The organism is Methylomonas koyamae (assembly GCF_019669905.1).
Classification (GTDB): domain Bacteria; phylum Pseudomonadota; class Gammaproteobacteria; order Methylococcales; family Methylomonadaceae; genus Methylomonas; species Methylomonas koyamae.
In genome coordinates, this window is the sequence record NZ_AP019777.1 from 3455562 (window position 1) to 3470164 (window position 14603).

A 14603-nucleotide genomic window follows, 5' to 3' on the forward strand; every position below is an offset into this window, starting at 1 on the left:
ATTCGCATTCCGCTCGGCGAGCCGCTATGCTGCCGGCTGTCGAGATTTTGGAATTCCGGGAGCGTTGCCGTGGACGATTTTTGGGGATTTATCGCCGTTTTACTGCTGGCCTTGCCGATCGCCCTGATCGTGATGCTGAGCATGTTGCTGTCGCGGCAAAGGCTGGCGCGCGAGGAAGTTGCCGCCGCGCTGGCAAACATCGAGCGCCGTTTGCGGGCACAACAAGATTTGCTGGAACGGCTGGACGCGCAGCCGCCGCAAGCGGCCTTCGCTGCCGAACAAGCCGCGGCCGCGGCGGAAACGGCCGCGGAACCGCCACCGCCCCCGGAACCAGCGCCCGTTGCGGTAAGCGAAATGGCGGAACCGGTTTCGGCCCCCGCCGCACCGGCAATCCGGGTCGAACAGCCCGCTGCCGATCCCTGGCAAACCGCAGACTGGCAGCCGGCCGAACCGAGCCGATTCGAACTGGCCGCGCAGAAAATCCTGAAAGAAATCTGGAACTGGATCATCGTCGGCGAAGGCCACCGGCCGCAAGGTGCGGCGATGGAATACGCGGTAGCCAGCAATTGGCTGCTGCGGATCGGCGTGTTGATTCTGGTCACCGGCATCGGCTTCTTTTTGAAATATTCTATCGACAACGGTCTGATCGGCGAACAGGCCCGGGTGGCGTTGACCTTGCTGGCCGGGGTCGGCATGGTGGCCGGCGGCGTCAGGCTGGTCGGCGGCCAATACCATTTGTTCGGCCAGGGCTTGCTGGGCGGCGGCATCGCCGTGTTGTATTTCGGCGTGTTTGCCGCCTTTGCCTTCTACCATTTGCTCGGCGTGTATCCGACCTTCGCCTTGATGGTGCTGGTCACCGCCAGCGCGGCCTTCCTGGCGGTACGTTTGAACTCGATGCTGGTGGCGATCTTCGCCATCGTCGGCGGCTATTGCACGCCGTTGCTGTTATCCACCGGCCAGGTCAATTTCGTCGGCCTGTTTAGCTATATGCTGCTGCTCGGCGGCGGCCTGCTGGCGATCAACGGCTACAAACACTGGCATCTTTTGAATTTTTTGAGTTTTGTCTGCAACTGCCTGCTGTTTTTCGGAGCGATGCAGAAATATCAGACCGAGTATTTCTGGCAGGTGTTGCCGTTTCTGGTCGGGTTTTTCGTGCTGTATTCGACGATGGTATTCCTGTTTTGCCTGGTTAACCGCAGCAAATCGACCCTGCTGGATTTGATCGCACTGCTGGCCAACGCCGCGATATTCTTCGCCACGGCTTACCAATTGATCGACGAGGCTTACGGCCAAATCTGGACCGCGCTGTTGGCCGTCGCACTGGCGGCGTTTTACGTCGGCCACGCTTATTACTGCCTAGCGCGAAAAATTGCCGACCGCGAGTTGCTGGTCAGCTTCATCGGTCTGGCGGCGTTTTTCCTGAGCGTGACGCTGCCGCTGTTGCTGTCGGCCCCGTGGCTGACCGCCAGTTGGTCGCTGCAAGCGCTGGCGATGGTATGGATGGCCGGCAAGGTCAACAGCGCGTTTCTGCGCCAAGCCGCCTATTTGCTGTATTTGCTGGTGATCGTCCGCTTCTGTTTTGTCGATCTGCCCGGCCAATACGCCGCCGCCAGCGACTACGGCGCCAGCCTGGGCGGTTTCCTGTTCGGCCTGCTGCAGCGCCTGGCCGGTTTCGGCATCCCGATCGCATCGCTGGCACTGGCTTACCGCTTGATCGAACAGCCGGCCGCCGCCTCGGCGCTGGCCTGCACCCCGGAAACCGATACGCCGTTGTGGATCAAGGATCGCTGGCTGCTGCAGGCCATTGCCGTCGCCGGCGCCGGCTTGCTGTTCGTCGCGCTGCAACTGGAGCTGTACCGCAGCTTCGCCTACCTGTACCCACCGTTGCAATTGCCGATGCTGAGCCTGGTCTGGCTGGCGCTGTGCTGGTTGCTGCTGCAACGCTTCCTGGCCGGCTCCGGCGCTTGGCTGCTGACGGCTTTGCAATGGTTTTTAGTGGGCGTTGCCGTCAAATTGGTGTTTTTCGATTTGCCGTCCTGGGATCTGGCGCTGGGCGCCATCGGCGGCGGCGACGATTTGTTCACGCTGCGATACGCCGGCGCCTACCGCTTCGAAGCCGCGCTAATGCGGCTGTTCGATTTTGCCGCGATCATCGCCTTCCTGCTGTTTGCGCTGAACCGGCTGGCGGCCGGCGCAGCCGATACCGGCCGGCTGCGGCAATGGTTGGGCGGATCGGCGCTGGCCTTGCTGTTTACCTTTTCGAGTCTGGAGATTAACTCGATTTTGTATCAATATGTGCCGGGTTTGCGCTCCGGCGGCGTGACGATTTTATGGTCGATATTCGCGCTGGCGCTGGTGTTCAACGGCATCAAGCGCCGGATACCGGCCTTGCGTTTGGTCGGCTTAGGCCTGTTCGCGCTGGTGGCCTGGAAGGTGTTTTTCGTCGATCTGGCCCGGCTCGAGCAAATCTACCGGATCGTCGCCTTTATCGTGCTGGGCATGCTGGCGCTGGGCGGCGCGTTTTTTTACATGCGTTACCAACAAAACTTTATCGGCAACGATACCGCAGAGAAATCGCCATGATCGCCAAATCCGTTTTGCTGTTCTGCCTGGCGCTAACCGCCGCCGCGGCCGACCCAACGCCGCCGCAGCGTTTCAGCCGCAGCGTGGCCGGCGCCGGGCCAGACCAAGCCCTGCTCGCCGTCAAGTTGGATAGCGCGGTCTATGCCGCCAGCGCCGCCGACTTCCGCGACCTGCGCCTGATCGACCAAGACGGCGTCGAAACCCCGTATTTATTGCAAAAAATTGCCGAGCAAAAGACTGTGGTTCGGCGCGTTCCCAGCACCGGCAAGATTGCCAGCCTGAACCGGTCCGGCGAAAACGGCATCGAACTGGTCGCCGAGCTGGATAAAACCGCCGCCAATCCCGACGGCCTGACTATCGTTACGGCGCAGCGCGACTACGAATACCTACTGCAGATTTTCGGTTCGGCGGACGGCAAAACCTGGCAACCGTTGGCGGATAACGCCCGGATTTTCGACTATTCGCGCTACGCCCGGATCGGCAACAACGCTATCGAACTGCCGGCCAACGCTTACCGCCAATTCAAAATCGTCGTGGCCCAGGCCAGCCAGACCCAAAGCAGCGGCCTGACCGAACTGACCCGTACCCTGCAAAACGGCACCGAACAGCAACGCAGCGAAAGCGTGGCATTGCGCAGCGAACCCTTGCATATCGACCGCATCGAGTTCTGGCAAAACGTCACGGATACCGTGGCCGACGAAGCGCAGCGCTTCGACTATCCGGTTGCGTTCAAGATCGTCCAGGACGCCGAGTTGAAGGCCAGCCTGATCGAGATCGACAGCAAACGCCAACCGTTGACCGGTTTCAGCGTGCAAAGCTACACGCCCAATTTCAGCCGCCGCGCCGAGGTGCAGGTCAGCGACAGCCAGGGCCTGGAAAGCCGTATCCGCACTCTCGGCCAGGCTGATTTGCAGGCCCTGCATTTTCAAGGCTTCGACCGCGACCAAACCGAAATCGAATTTGCCGAGCAACGCCGGGAGCACTACCGAATCGTGATCTATAACGACGACAACCCGCCGTTGCACATCAACACCGTGACCGGCATCGGCCCCGGTTACCGCCTGTTGTTTCTGGCCCAAGCCGGCCGCAGCTACCAACTGCTGTACGGCGCCGATAAAGCCGAAGCTCCGCGCTACGACGTCGCTCCGATCCAGGAACTGCTGCGCCGCGGCTACCGGAGCAGCGATGCCGAATTGGGCGAAGAGGTGGCGCTGGCTCAGCCCGAGCCGGAATTCGACTGGGCGGAACTGGTCAACAGCCGCTGGTTTCTGGGTCTGGCAATCGCGGCGGTCGCGCTGGTACTGGCCTGGAGTTTGTTCAAAATCGGCAAACGCATCGGCGATTTCGATTGACCATCAACCCTGGCAATGCCGACCGCTCGCCTGCCGATGGCGCTTGGTTAAGCCGTTCGCCCCAAGGCGCGCTCTCAGCGTTATACACATCTCTGTTTAATACCCGTCATTCAGGCAGGGATTGCCGGAATCCAAGCTGCACGGATAGCTTGAGGCGACCATCCATGGCACTGGATGCCCGCGTCCTGCGGGCATGACGGCACTTGTGTATAACGATGAGCGGCGCGCTCGGGGCGAACGGTATTTGATGGCTGGGTTAATAGTTCTAGAGTCTGCCCGCAACCACATCCGCTACCATAGAACCAAGCCTGCTCAACGCGTTCTCCAATCGGTCGTTCCAGGGCACCGCACAACTCAAGCGAATGAAATTGCCGTACTTCCGTTGCGTAGCGGAGAACAACGGGCCGGGCGCGATAATGACGTTTTCCCGACTGGCACGACGGTGCAACTCCATGGCATCGACGCCGTTCGGCAACTCCACCCATAGGGCAAAGCCGCCTTCGGGCTGGGTGACGCGGGTGCCTTCCGGAAAATATTGGCTGACGGCCTTGACCGTCAGCGCGATATTGCGGGCGTATTCCTGGCGCACATGGCGCAGGTAACGGTCGTAACCGCCCTGCTCCAACATATGCGCGACGATCAACTGGTTCAGCGTCGGCACGGCCTGGTGTTTCATATATTTCAGATTTTCCACCCGCGCCATATAGCGACCAGGCACCAACCAGCCGACTCGCAAGCCGGGCGATAAGGTCTTAGCGAAGGAATTGCAATATAGCACCTGACCTTGCCGGCTCCAGGCCTTACACACCGCCGGCCGGCACAGGCCAAATCCCAGGTCGCCGTAAACATCGTCTTCGATCAGCGGAATTTCATGCCGCTCCAGCAATTCCACCAAGGCCTGCTTGCGCTCGTCGCTCATGCACGAACCCAGCGGGTTATTGTAATTGGAGACGATCAAACAGGCTTTGATCGGCCATTGTTCGATAGCCATTTGTAGCGCATCCAACGACAAACCGTCGCGGGGATGCGTGGGAATCTCCAGCGCTTCCATGCCGCAAGACTCGATGACCTGCAACAGCCCGTAAAAAGTCGGAGATTCGATCGCTATCAGGTCGCCGGGCTCGCAGACGGCCATTAGGGCCAATCGCACCGCCTCGCGAGCGCCATGGGTGACGACGATATCTTCCGGGCTGTCTGCACACTGCAGTTCCACCATGCGCTTGGCGATTTGCCGACGCAATTCCTGATTGCCGAGCAATTCGTCGGCATCGAAACAACGCTTACCATAACTGCGCGACACCTTACCGGTCGCTTGCTGCAAGGCGTGGGCCGGCAAGAAATCGGCATGCGGCACCGACGAGCCCAGATTGATCTGATACGGGTCCTTGGCCGCGCGCAGGATTTGCCGAGTCAGCGATTGCCCGGTGACCTTGGCCGGCACGACCGGCGCATCGGACATTTCCGGTTCCACCATCGCTTGCGGGCGAAAACCGCTGACATAGTAGCCCGATCTGGGCCGGGCCTGGATGCGGCCGGCGTCTTCCAGCAAACGATAGGCTTCCAGCGCGGTAGCGATACTGACATGCAATTGCCGGCTCAGCTTTCTGACGCCGGGCAGCTTTTCGCCGGGGTTGTAGACACCTTGTTCGATATGGGCAATCACCGTTTCCGCGACGGTTTCGTATAAATGTTTCATGCGCCGGTCCAAATTAATCCGCCAATTGTTACCTGGCCGTGGTTAGGTCGGGTAACGTCATTTTGACCCAGGCCAGCTCCGAATTGAATCGTCAGCCAAACAGCGGCCAAATGCTAGGCGCCTTATGCCATATCCTTGACCGCCAACCGGCCTTCGATTATCCCTGCCAGATACTGCGCGTCGTCGGCTATGCCCAAAAACCGTCCCGAACCCCAGGTATGCAGCCAAGGCAAGCCGATAAAATACAGGCCGTCGACGTTGGAGATGCCGCGATCGAATTGCGGAAAACCGCGGCCATCGAAGGCCGGCAATTCTATCCAGCGGTAATTCGGTCTGAAGCCGATCGCCCAGACGATGCTGGTGATGTTTTCCCGGTCGGCGTCGATGGCTGTCGGATCGAATTCAGGCTGCCAGACTTTACGGAACGGCGGCTCGACTGGGGCGTCGATATTGTGGGCGGCAATGTAGCTGTCGATGTCGTTGCGGATGCTGACATAGACCTCGTCGGCATCGTCCAGGTTTTTGGTCAGATCCGGTAGAAACTCCAATTTGCTGCCGCTGATATTGACCATGCTGCCGTAGAGTTTGACGCCTTCCAGTGCGAATTTGCGCAGATCGATTTCGTGGCCGCCGCCGCGGCCGGTCAGATAATGGTTGGTCTTGTGCTTGGCGGCATCGCCCAACGGATGCTTGTCTATCGTCAGATCGTAGAAGCCTAAGTCGTACAACCATTCGGTGGTTTCGCGGCCGCGATACATGCGCGGCGAGCGCGGCGCACTGCCGACGGCCAGATGCACCTTGCGGCCGGCCAGATGCAGGTCTTCCATCAATTGGACGCCGGATTGGCCGGAGCCGACCACCAGCACTTCGCCATCGGGCAATTGATCCGGGTTGCGATAATCGACCGAGTGCAGTTGGGTAATGTGTTTGGGCAAGCTATGGGCGTAATCGGGCACGATGGGTATGTCGTAACCGCCGGTCGCGACTACCACGTGGTCCGCCGTAAACTCGCCGTTGCTGGTAACGACATGCAGCACGCTATTTTTGCCCCGCCACACCCGATTCACCGACACACCTTCCATGATCGGCGGATTCACTTTTTTGGCGAAGGCTTCGACGTATTCGACGATTTCGTGTTTCAGCATGAAGCCTTGCGGATCGTCGCCCTGGTATGGAAAGTCCGGCAACCGGCATTGCCAGTTGGGCGTAACCAGGCAAAAGCTGTCCCAACGGTCGTGGCGCCAAGAATGGCCGATGCGGTTTTTCTCGAAGACGACGTGGTTGATGCCATGTTTTTGCAGGTAATAACTGACCGACAAACCGGCTTGGCCGCCACCGACGACAATAACTTCGTAGTGCAGATGGGTGTTTTCGCGTTTTTCTTTCATGGCTTCCTCTGTTTCTGGTGGTTGTTTTTATGCCCAATCGACACCGGGCTCGTTGAATGGCGTTTTTACCCGAACTTCGACCGGCTCAGCCCGAACGGAATACCGCTGATAAAACGAGACGGGTTGACAAGCCTCAAGCGCATCGCGTCAGGCCCAGGATTTATTCGATAAATTCGATTACGGTGACGGTCGGCGTTTGCTGTTCCCAAAACCGCATCGCGTCGGCTTCGATTTGCGCTAACTGATCCAACGCACCGGAACAGGCGTAGCCATACTTGTGCCGCACCCGCTCGCTAGCGATGTTCAGGGCCTCTCGGCTACGGCCGACAAAGTCGTCCAACGCATAACTCCGGCCGGGTTGAAAATAGTCCTTGATCACCAGCGACGGCGAATAGCACAGGCTTTCGCTGCTATCGGGCCAGCGGATTTTGAAATGCATTTCAGGCATGGGCGTTTCCTTGGGTTGCGAGTAACGAACGGTAATGGTTTGAATGGGTGTGTGCCGAACGCTGCCAGGAATACTCGGCGGCCAATCGCTTGGCGATGGCGGACAGGCGCGACCGGGGAAAGTTTTCGGCGGCGGCCAGCATCGCACCGGCGATCGAGTCGATCCGTTCCGGGTCGCACCAGACGCCGTCGTCCCGCCGTAGATAGTCGGTAAACGGCGGCCGATCCGAAACCACGACCGGCGTGCCGGAGGCGATGGCTTCCAAAACCGCCAAGCCGAAGCCCTCGGTCAGCGACGGAAATACCAGCGCGTCGGCTAAGCGATACAAAGCCGGCAGATCGGCGTCGGGCAACGGGCCGGTGACTAGCAGCGCCTGGCCGGGGCCGTCTGCGATGCTACTGGCGGCCCGTTCGGCTGCGAACCGGCGACGATAGTCGTTGTGGTCGAGCAGGCTGGCGCCGCCGGCAATCACCAATTGCGCGTCCGGGCGTTGCCTGAGCACTTGCCTAAAAGCCTGAAAAATCCTCAGCGTGTTCTTGCGCCGCTCCACGCCGCCGACCGCCAGAAACACCGGACCGACGCGGTTCAGGCCCAGCAAATGGCGCAAGGCTTCGTCGTTGCGCCCCATTTTGGGGTTGAAACGGTCGATATCGACGCCGTTGTTGATCAATTGCGCGGCGATGCCGTAGTCCTGGAGTAAACTGACTTGCCAGAGCCGGCTGACGCACAGCACATAATCGGCGGCGAGAAACGACGCGGTTTGCCATCGGTTGAGCCGGTCGTCGTCGAAGCGGTCCAAGTGATGCACGGTGCGAATGAACGTCCGGATCATGCCGGCTTGCTTCAACTCCGCCAGCGCACAACCGCTGATCGCGTCCTGGGCATGGTAAATGTCGTAGTCTTCCTGGCTGCTGCGGGCGAAATAATCAACATAGGCCTGGATGCGTTGGCCGACGGTGGCAACCAAATCGCCAACCAAGCCCATTAGCGGTATCAGCACGGTTTTGCAGCGCACCGGACGGAAGAAGTCTTTGCCGGCTTCGGCGGGGGCAATCAAGGTCACATCGTAGCCCAGGTCATGTAGGGCTTCGGCCAGTTGCAGGGCGTGGACCACTCCGCCGCGCGGATTGACGGAATGGGTCAGCATGGCGATTTTGAGTGTTGACATAGGGTTATCTCCCTCACCCCATCCCCTCTCCCTGAGGGAGAGGGGCTTTCAGTTATGATTGGGCCGCAGCCGGTCAAGGGCTGTTCGTTCAAATCCCACAGCGCTTGTTGTTCATCGCCAAGGGCGAGGCGTAACTGGCGACTGGAGTCGGTCGTGCCGATCACCGCGCAAGCGATGCCGCGTTGCGTGAAGCGTTCGATCACCGCCGCGCTATTCTCGCTGTCGACACTGAGCACGAAGCCGAAGCTAGGAAAGCAACTCAGCCATCTTTCCAAGACTATGCCTGCCGGGCGCGGTATCGCTTGGATATCCACGGTGCCGCCCAAGTCCGAGCATTCCAACAGCATTAATATGGTGCCGACGACGCCGGCATTGCTGATGTCCTTGGCGGCAGCGCAAAGGCCGGTTTCGGCCAGGGTCGGCAGGATTTCCAAGTCTTGGCGCAGGCGCTCGGGCGGCGCGCCGGTGCTGGCGTCCCACCATAAATAGGGTTCGCGGAAGTGGCCGCGCAAATCGATGGCCGCCAGCAGTTGTTGGCCTGGTTTTGCGGCGAAGCTGCTGAGCAGTTTTTGGGCGCGGCCCAAAATCGCCACCGACAGTTGCGGGCGGTCGTTACGCAGGTTGCTATGGCCGCCGACCACCGGCACGCCGTAAACTTGCGAGGCGGTCGCTAGGCCTTCCAGTATCGGCTTGGCTTGACCAGCACCGTCGCTCCAGAGCGCATCGACCACCGCGATTGGCCGGCCGCCCATCGCGTAAATGTCGCTGACGTTGACCATCACCCCGCAGTAGCCGGCAAACCAGGGCTGGCTGGCGACGAAGTCGTTCAAATAGCCTTCGCTTGCCAGCAGCAGGTAGCCGTCGCCGTCAGGGATGGCGGCGCAGTCGTCGCCGACCGGTACATCGTTCCCACGCTGCGCGCGGGAATGCATACTGAACCGCTCCGCGGTTCGGGACGCTGGAGCGTCCGTGGCGGGGTTCCAACGCGGAGCGTGGGAACCATAGAGTCTTCCCATCACCTCGGCGATGTCGCGCTTATGCGCTAGCCCCAAGCCTTGCCGGATGCTCAGCGTCAATTCGGCGAGCGCACTCATGCCGCGATCCGGGAGGTGGCGACGAAACCGGTGGCGCCGTCGGCATAGGGCGGATAGCTATCCAGGTCTGCCTGCATCAAATAATGCGACCGGCCATGCGCCTCGATTTCCTTCAGCGAGCGCCAATGCAGGCGACGGAACAGCAACTGGTTGCGGGCCTGCACCTGGGCCAAAAAGGTGTTGCAGCCCTGGGCGTGGGCGCTGGTCACCGCCAGCTTAATCAAGGCCGCGCCGAGACTGCCTTGCTTGCGGTAGTCCCGATCCACCGCCAAGCGCGAGCCCCACCAGACGCCGGGCTTTTCCTGGTGGATGCGCACGGTGCCGACCACCCGGTCCGGCATGCCGGCCAGGCAGGCGATGGCGACGATGGGCGTGGCGACTTTATCGATATCGTCCAGATCGTCGCCGGCGAAGATGCCTTGCTCCTCGCAGAACACCGCCTGGCGCAGTTCCCGCATCTGCTTGCGCTCCCAATCCTGGGTGACGAACTTGATCAAATATTCGTTGGCGAAATAGGGTTTAAAGTTATCGGTCCACATCTCACACCTCGTAGCTGGCCAGTGCCGAGCAGGCGCCGCATTTGGCGCAGCCGGCCTTGATGTCTTGGGATAACAGCCGGGCTTGTTTGAGCATCGCGCCGAGCGTCGGCAGGATTTGCGCCATGAAGGCCGGCGTCGGTGCCGGATGGTTTTCCAGCGGCGTGCCGGTGATCGGCACGAAGGGCACGACGAAGGGGTAAACGCCTTTGGCTATCAAGTGTTGCGAGACTTCCAGGATCGCCTCCGCCGTATCGCCCAGCCCCGCCAGGATGTAGGTGCTGACCTGGCCGCGGCCGAATACCGCCACCGCAGCGTCGAAGGCGTCCATGTAACGCGCCATAGTCAGGCCGGCTTTGCCAGGCATGATGCGGGCGCGCACTTCCGGCGTCACCGCTTCCAAATGCATGCCCAAACTATCGATGCCGCAAGCCTTCATGCGCTGGAACCAGAGGTCTTCATCCGGCGGCTCGCATTGGCCCTGAATCGGCAGATCGACGGCGGCTTTGACGGCCTGGGCGCTTTCGCAGAGGATGGCCGCGCCCCGGTCGGTCAGATTGGGCGTGCCGGTGGTCATCACCATGTGCTTGACGCCGTCCAGCTCGACGGCGGCCTTGGCGACCTCCGCCAGTTGCTTAGGCGTCTTGCGCAAAATGGTATTGCCGGCTGCCAGCGATAGTCCTATGGCGCAGAACTGGCAGGCGGTCTTGCGGTTGCCGTAGCGGATACAGGATTGCAGCAGCGTGGTCGCCAGCACGTCCGACGAATGCAGCGTGGCGATTTGCGAATAAGCTATGCCGTCCTCGGTTTTTAAATCGTAAAAGCGCGGCTGCCGCGGAAATTCGATATGGCTGACCACGACGCCGTCGCGCCGAATTTCGCTGATACCGTGCTGGTCCGGCTTGCCGGCGACGAAGGGCGAGTCGCAGGCCGAGGCGGTGGCGATTGGGATCATCACCGTTCGCCCGGCGAAATTGACGGCCTTGTGATCGGAAGGCCCGGCGCCGCCGCGCCGGCCTGTGACGCCAACTTCGCTGTCTTCCAGGCGTAATCCTAAGGATTGCAGATCGAGCAGCAAAGCAGCGGTGCCGGCGTCAGCCAAGGCTAATGGATTCATCGCGATCTCCTGTTGGGACGGTGGGGGAAACATGGCTGGACGGATTGGCCGCCGCATCGCTGAACATCGGCACGGCCGGCCTGTCGGCTATACGCAGGCTGAGCAGTTCCGGGCGGGCGTAATGGCCGACCGAATCCATCATGCGCTTGCGCTTAGTGATCAAATTCATGTCCAGGTCGGCGATCAGGATGCCTTCGCCTGCGCGCAAGGGTTCGACGACGTGCTGGCCTTCCGGCGAGACGATGGCGGTGCAACAGCCGCCGCGCAGGGCTTTTTGCAAGTTGGGATCGGTGGTCACTGCGTCGATTTGTTCGTCCGAGAGCCAGCCGGTGGCGTTGACCACGAAGCAGCCGGATTCCAGGGCGTGGTGGCGTATCGTCACTTCAATTTGCTCGGCGAAGATAGGGCCGACTAATGAGCCCGGAAACTGGCTGCAGTGGATTTGTTCGTGCTGGGCCATTAATGCATAACGGGCCAGTGGGTTGTAATGTTCCCAGCAGGCCAGCGCGCCGATGCGGCCGATGCCGGTTTCGACGACTTTGAGACCCGCGCCGTCGCCTTGACCCCAGACCATGCGTTCGTGGTAGGTCGGGGTGATCTTGCGGCGTTTCAACGCCAGACGGCCGGTTTCGTCGAAAATCAATTGGGTGTTATAGAGACTGCCATGGTCGCGTTCGTTGACGCCCAACACCACGACCACACCATGAGCCTTGGCCTGCGCCGCGACCGCGTCGGTGACCGGGCCAGGCACCGTCGGCGCTAAATCGTAAAGCTTCAAGTGTTCGCGTCCCTGGGCGACCGGCGGCAGCACGAAGGAAAAGTAGGGGTAATAAGGCACGAAGGTTTCCGGGAACACCACGATTTGCGCCCCCTTGGCGGCGGCGTCGCTGATGGCCTGGCAAACCTTGTCGGCGGTGGCAGTGGCGGATTCGAACACCGGCGCGATCTGTACCGCCGCCGCTCTGACGATATTGGGATGGGTCACAATGAGTTCTCCTGTGGCAGTGCGTAGGGTACACACCGCGTACCTTCCGCAGCGTTACCGTTGGAAGGCGCAAAAAGGCACGCAATGCGTACCCGGCTAATTTGGACTTACAAAGTCCAGGTATCCAGGATGAAGGCGTTGTCGCGCTGGTGCAGCAACACAATATCTAACACGTCTAATGGGTTGATAGGACGAATGCCCGGCAGCAGGCTGGGTTCGCCGTGGCCGTACAAGGCTTGCAGCGCAAAGCGGCAGGCGTAGACCTTGCCGCCCTCCTCGATGAATTTGGCGATCTGGTTGGCGTAATTCTGGTGCCCCGGAAATGACTCGTCGCCCAGGCGCGGAAAGCCGCGTTGCAGACCCAGCGTCACGCCGGGGCCGTACAACAAGATCGAGGTTTCGAAGCCTTTGCGTTGCAGGCGAGTCGCTTGCAACAAGTTGACGAAGCCTATCGAGCCCTCGAAGGCGACGGTGTGGAATTTGACCAGGGCTTTCTGGCCCGGTTCTGCTTTGACGTCTTCGAAGACTTTTTCTTCGAAATCGACAAAAAAGTCGCCTTTTTGGTGGGCTGGTGCGGTAACGGCTGGCATCTAAATCTCCTGATGATCGGTAAAAAACCCGGTGCCGGCGAGCGACGCCGGGAGCAACAATGACTGTCAATCCTGTGTTCGATCGACGGGAGATACTTTACTGACGCGTATAAAAGCGGAACAGATTCAGTCAGTCGTATAATTTTTCAGTACAGATACACCTGAAACGGATCTGTATGGTGCCAAAACGCGCCTAACTGTTACGTTTGAATTTTGCCCGGTCCGATAGCGTTCGAAACAACCAGGCCGGAGCTGGCTGCGCGGTTTGTGCGATGATGGCCGGACCGGCTTCACTTTACCGACCATGACGCAAAAACGCTTTTTCGGCCATCCGCCCGGCCTGTTCGTGCTGTTTTTCACCGAGATGTGGGAACGCTTTTCCTATTACGGCATGCGCGCCCTGTTGGTGCTGTACATGACCGAACACCTGCTAAAGGCGGCGCAAACCGGCCGGGAGGTATACGGCCTGCCGCTGCTGAAGCGGGTTTTGCAAGCGGTTTTCGGCCCGCTCGGCGAGCAAGCGTTGGCGTCGCAGATTTACGGCCTGTACACCGGCTTGGTCTATCTGACGCCGCTGTTCGGCGGCCTGCTGGCCGACCGGGTGCTGGGCCGGCGCCGCGCCGTGCTGTTGGGCGGCAGCCTGATGGCAGTCGGCCATTTCTTGATGGCCGACGAAGCCTGGTTTCTGCCGGCGCTGTTGTTTTTGATCGTCGGTAACGGCTGCTTCAAACCCAATATTTCCGGCCAGGTCGGCGACTTGTATCCGCCTGGCGATCCGCGCCGCGACGGTGCATTCACCATTTTTTACATGGGCGTCAATCTCGGCGCATTTTTTTCGCCGCTGGTATGCGGCACGTTGGGCCAGCGCTATGGCTGGCATTACGGCTTTGCCGCCGCCGGCGTCGGCATGCTGCTGGGCTTGCTGGTTTACGGCTGGGGCCGGCGTTATTTGCCGGCGGCCGAGCCGCCGCAGCCGCGGGTTGGCCAGGCCGAAGCCTTATCCGGCGAGGATTACCGAGCCATCGCCGCACTCGGCACTATCGCGCTGCTGAACGTGATGTTCTGGGCCGTTTACGAACAGCAAGGCAACACGCTGCAACTGTTTGCCGAACACGAGACCGATTGGCACCTGTTCGGTTGGGAAATGCCGTCCACCTGGTTCCAGTCCTTGAATCCGGCGTTTATTTTTATGCTGGCGCCGCTGATCGACGCCCACGCCCGCCGGCAAAGCCGACGCGGCCGCCAGGCGTCCAGCATCGGCAAAATGGCCTTGGGTGCGGTGTTGTTGGGCGCTTCGTTTTTCGTATTGATTTTCGCGGTCGGCGCTACCGGCCAACCCGGCAAAATCAGTTTTCTGTGGCTGGCCTTGTGCACGCTGGTGTACACGCTGGGCGAACTGTACCTGTCACCGGTCGGTTTGTCGCTGGTCAGCAAAATCGCGCCGGCCGGCCTGATCGGGCTTTTGATGGGAATTTGGTTTCTGTCGTCGTTCTTCGGCAACTTGCTGTCGGGTTACATCGGCAGCTTTTACCAGACCATGCCCAGACCGGCGTTTTTTCTACTGTTGGCCGGCTTGGGCATCGGCACCGGTCTGGCGATACTGGCGGTGAAACCGCTACTGCGCAAGGCCTTGGGGCCGGTTTGAA

Annotated in this window: 12 protein-coding genes; 3 read left to right on the top strand and 9 right to left on the bottom strand. The window is 60.3% G+C overall.

What is annotated here, in order from left to right; translation table 11 throughout:
* Positions 1–69: 69 nt before the first annotated feature.
* Together MKFW12EY_RS15495 and MKFW12EY_RS15500 are read left to right on the top strand one after the other, a co-directional pair.
* Positions 70–2583 (top strand): DUF2339 domain-containing protein, encoded by a 2514-nt coding sequence (locus tag MKFW12EY_RS15495; protein ID WP_221053323.1) that lies wholly within the window; start codon positions 70–72, stop codon positions 2581–2583.
* Positions 2580–3935, top strand: a complete 1356-nt coding sequence (locus MKFW12EY_RS15500) for a DUF3999 domain-containing protein (RefSeq protein WP_221053324.1) — start codon at positions 2580–2582, stop codon at positions 3933–3935. Before MKFW12EY_RS15495 ends, MKFW12EY_RS15500 begins: the two co-directional genes overlap by 4 nt.
* 265 nt (positions 3936–4200) lie before the next feature.
* Here the strand turns inward: MKFW12EY_RS15500 and MKFW12EY_RS15505 are convergent, their stop codons facing one another.
* The 9 genes from MKFW12EY_RS15505 to MKFW12EY_RS15545 form a co-directional block, all read right to left on the bottom strand.
* A complete protein-coding gene (locus MKFW12EY_RS15505; RefSeq protein WP_082409917.1) occupies positions 4201–5631 on the bottom strand; it encodes an aminotransferase-like domain-containing protein in 1431 nt (476 codons plus the stop codon).
* Between the two features lie 122 nt (positions 5632–5753).
* On the bottom strand, positions 5754–7019 hold the full coding sequence (locus tag MKFW12EY_RS15510) for an MSMEG_0569 family flavin-dependent oxidoreductase (RefSeq protein ID WP_221053325.1): 1266 nt from the start codon (positions 7017–7019) through the stop codon (positions 5754–5756).
* A 160-nt stretch (positions 7020–7179) separates the two neighbouring features.
* Entirely contained in the window at positions 7180–7467 is a 288-nt protein-coding gene (locus MKFW12EY_RS15515; RefSeq protein ID WP_054763104.1) for an MSMEG_0570 family nitrogen starvation response protein, read from the bottom strand.
* Positions 7460–8635, bottom strand: a complete 1176-nt coding sequence (locus MKFW12EY_RS15520) for an MSMEG_0565 family glycosyltransferase (protein WP_054763103.1) — start codon at positions 8633–8635, stop codon at positions 7460–7462. The genes MKFW12EY_RS15515 and MKFW12EY_RS15520 overlap by 8 nt, the downstream gene beginning before the upstream one ends.
* The gene (locus MKFW12EY_RS15525) at positions 8608–9729 is read right to left on the bottom strand and encodes a sll0787 family AIR synthase-like protein (RefSeq protein WP_221053326.1); all 1122 of its coding nucleotides are present in this window, start codon (positions 9727–9729) and stop codon (positions 8608–8610) included. Before MKFW12EY_RS15525 ends, MKFW12EY_RS15520 begins: the two co-directional genes overlap by 28 nt.
* A complete protein-coding gene (locus MKFW12EY_RS15530; protein WP_054763102.1) occupies positions 9726–10268 on the bottom strand; it encodes an MSMEG_0567/Sll0786 family nitrogen starvation N-acetyltransferase in 543 nt (180 codons plus the stop codon). The genes MKFW12EY_RS15525 and MKFW12EY_RS15530 overlap by 4 nt, the downstream gene beginning before the upstream one ends.
* 1 nt (position 10269) lies before the next feature.
* The gene (locus tag MKFW12EY_RS15535) at positions 10270–11382 is read right to left on the bottom strand and encodes an MSMEG_0568 family radical SAM protein (RefSeq protein WP_221053327.1); all 1113 of its coding nucleotides are present in this window, start codon (positions 11380–11382) and stop codon (positions 10270–10272) included.
* Positions 11360–12367, bottom strand: a complete 1008-nt coding sequence (locus MKFW12EY_RS15540; protein ID WP_054763101.1) for a Nit6803 family nitrilase — start codon at positions 12365–12367, stop codon at positions 11360–11362. Before MKFW12EY_RS15540 ends, MKFW12EY_RS15535 begins: the two co-directional genes overlap by 23 nt.
* A 107-nt stretch (positions 12368–12474) precedes the next feature.
* Positions 12475–12957, bottom strand: coding sequence for an MSMEG_0572/Sll0783 family nitrogen starvation response protein (locus MKFW12EY_RS15545; protein ID WP_221053328.1), 483 nt, complete (start codon positions 12955–12957; stop codon positions 12475–12477).
* Positions 12958–13261: 304 nt separating this feature from the next.
* Here MKFW12EY_RS15545 and MKFW12EY_RS15550 point away from each other — a divergent pair, with 304 nt between their 5' ends.
* The gene (locus MKFW12EY_RS15550; RefSeq protein ID WP_221053329.1) at positions 13262–14602 is read left to right on the top strand and encodes a peptide MFS transporter; all 1341 of its coding nucleotides are present in this window, start codon (positions 13262–13264) and stop codon (positions 14600–14602) included.
* Position 14603 lies beyond the last annotated feature (1 nt).

Excerpts from the sequence above, each read along its gene's own strand:
- MKFW12EY_RS15535 (WP_221053327.1), bottom strand. The coding sequence starts at position 11,382 with ATGAATCCATTAGCCTTGGCTGACGCCGGCACCGCTGCTTTGCTGCTC.
- MKFW12EY_RS15520 (WP_054763103.1), bottom strand. The coding sequence starts at position 8,635 with ATGTCAACACTCAAAATCGCCATGCTGACCCATTCCGTCAATCCGCGC.
- MKFW12EY_RS15525 (WP_221053326.1), bottom strand. The coding sequence starts at position 9,729 with ATGAGTGCGCTCGCCGAATTGACGCTGAGCATCCGGCAAGGCTTGGGG.
- MKFW12EY_RS15530 (WP_054763102.1), bottom strand. The coding sequence starts at position 10,268 with ATGTGGACCGATAACTTTAAACCCTATTTCGCCAACGAATATTTGATC.
- MKFW12EY_RS15550 (WP_221053329.1), top strand. The coding sequence starts at position 13,262 with ATGACGCAAAAACGCTTTTTCGGCCATCCGCCCGGCCTGTTCGTGCTG.
- MKFW12EY_RS15545 (WP_221053328.1), bottom strand. The coding sequence starts at position 12,957 with ATGCCAGCCGTTACCGCACCAGCCCACCAAAAAGGCGACTTTTTTGTC.
- MKFW12EY_RS15500 (WP_221053324.1), top strand. The coding sequence starts at position 2,580 with ATGATCGCCAAATCCGTTTTGCTGTTCTGCCTGGCGCTAACCGCCGCC.
- MKFW12EY_RS15505 (WP_082409917.1), bottom strand. The coding sequence starts at position 5,631 with ATGAAACATTTATACGAAACCGTCGCGGAAACGGTGATTGCCCATATC.
- MKFW12EY_RS15515 (WP_054763104.1), bottom strand. The coding sequence starts at position 7,467 with ATGCCTGAAATGCATTTCAAAATCCGCTGGCCCGATAGCAGCGAAAGC.
- MKFW12EY_RS15510 (WP_221053325.1), bottom strand. The coding sequence starts at position 7,019 with ATGAAAGAAAAACGCGAAAACACCCATCTGCACTACGAAGTTATTGTC.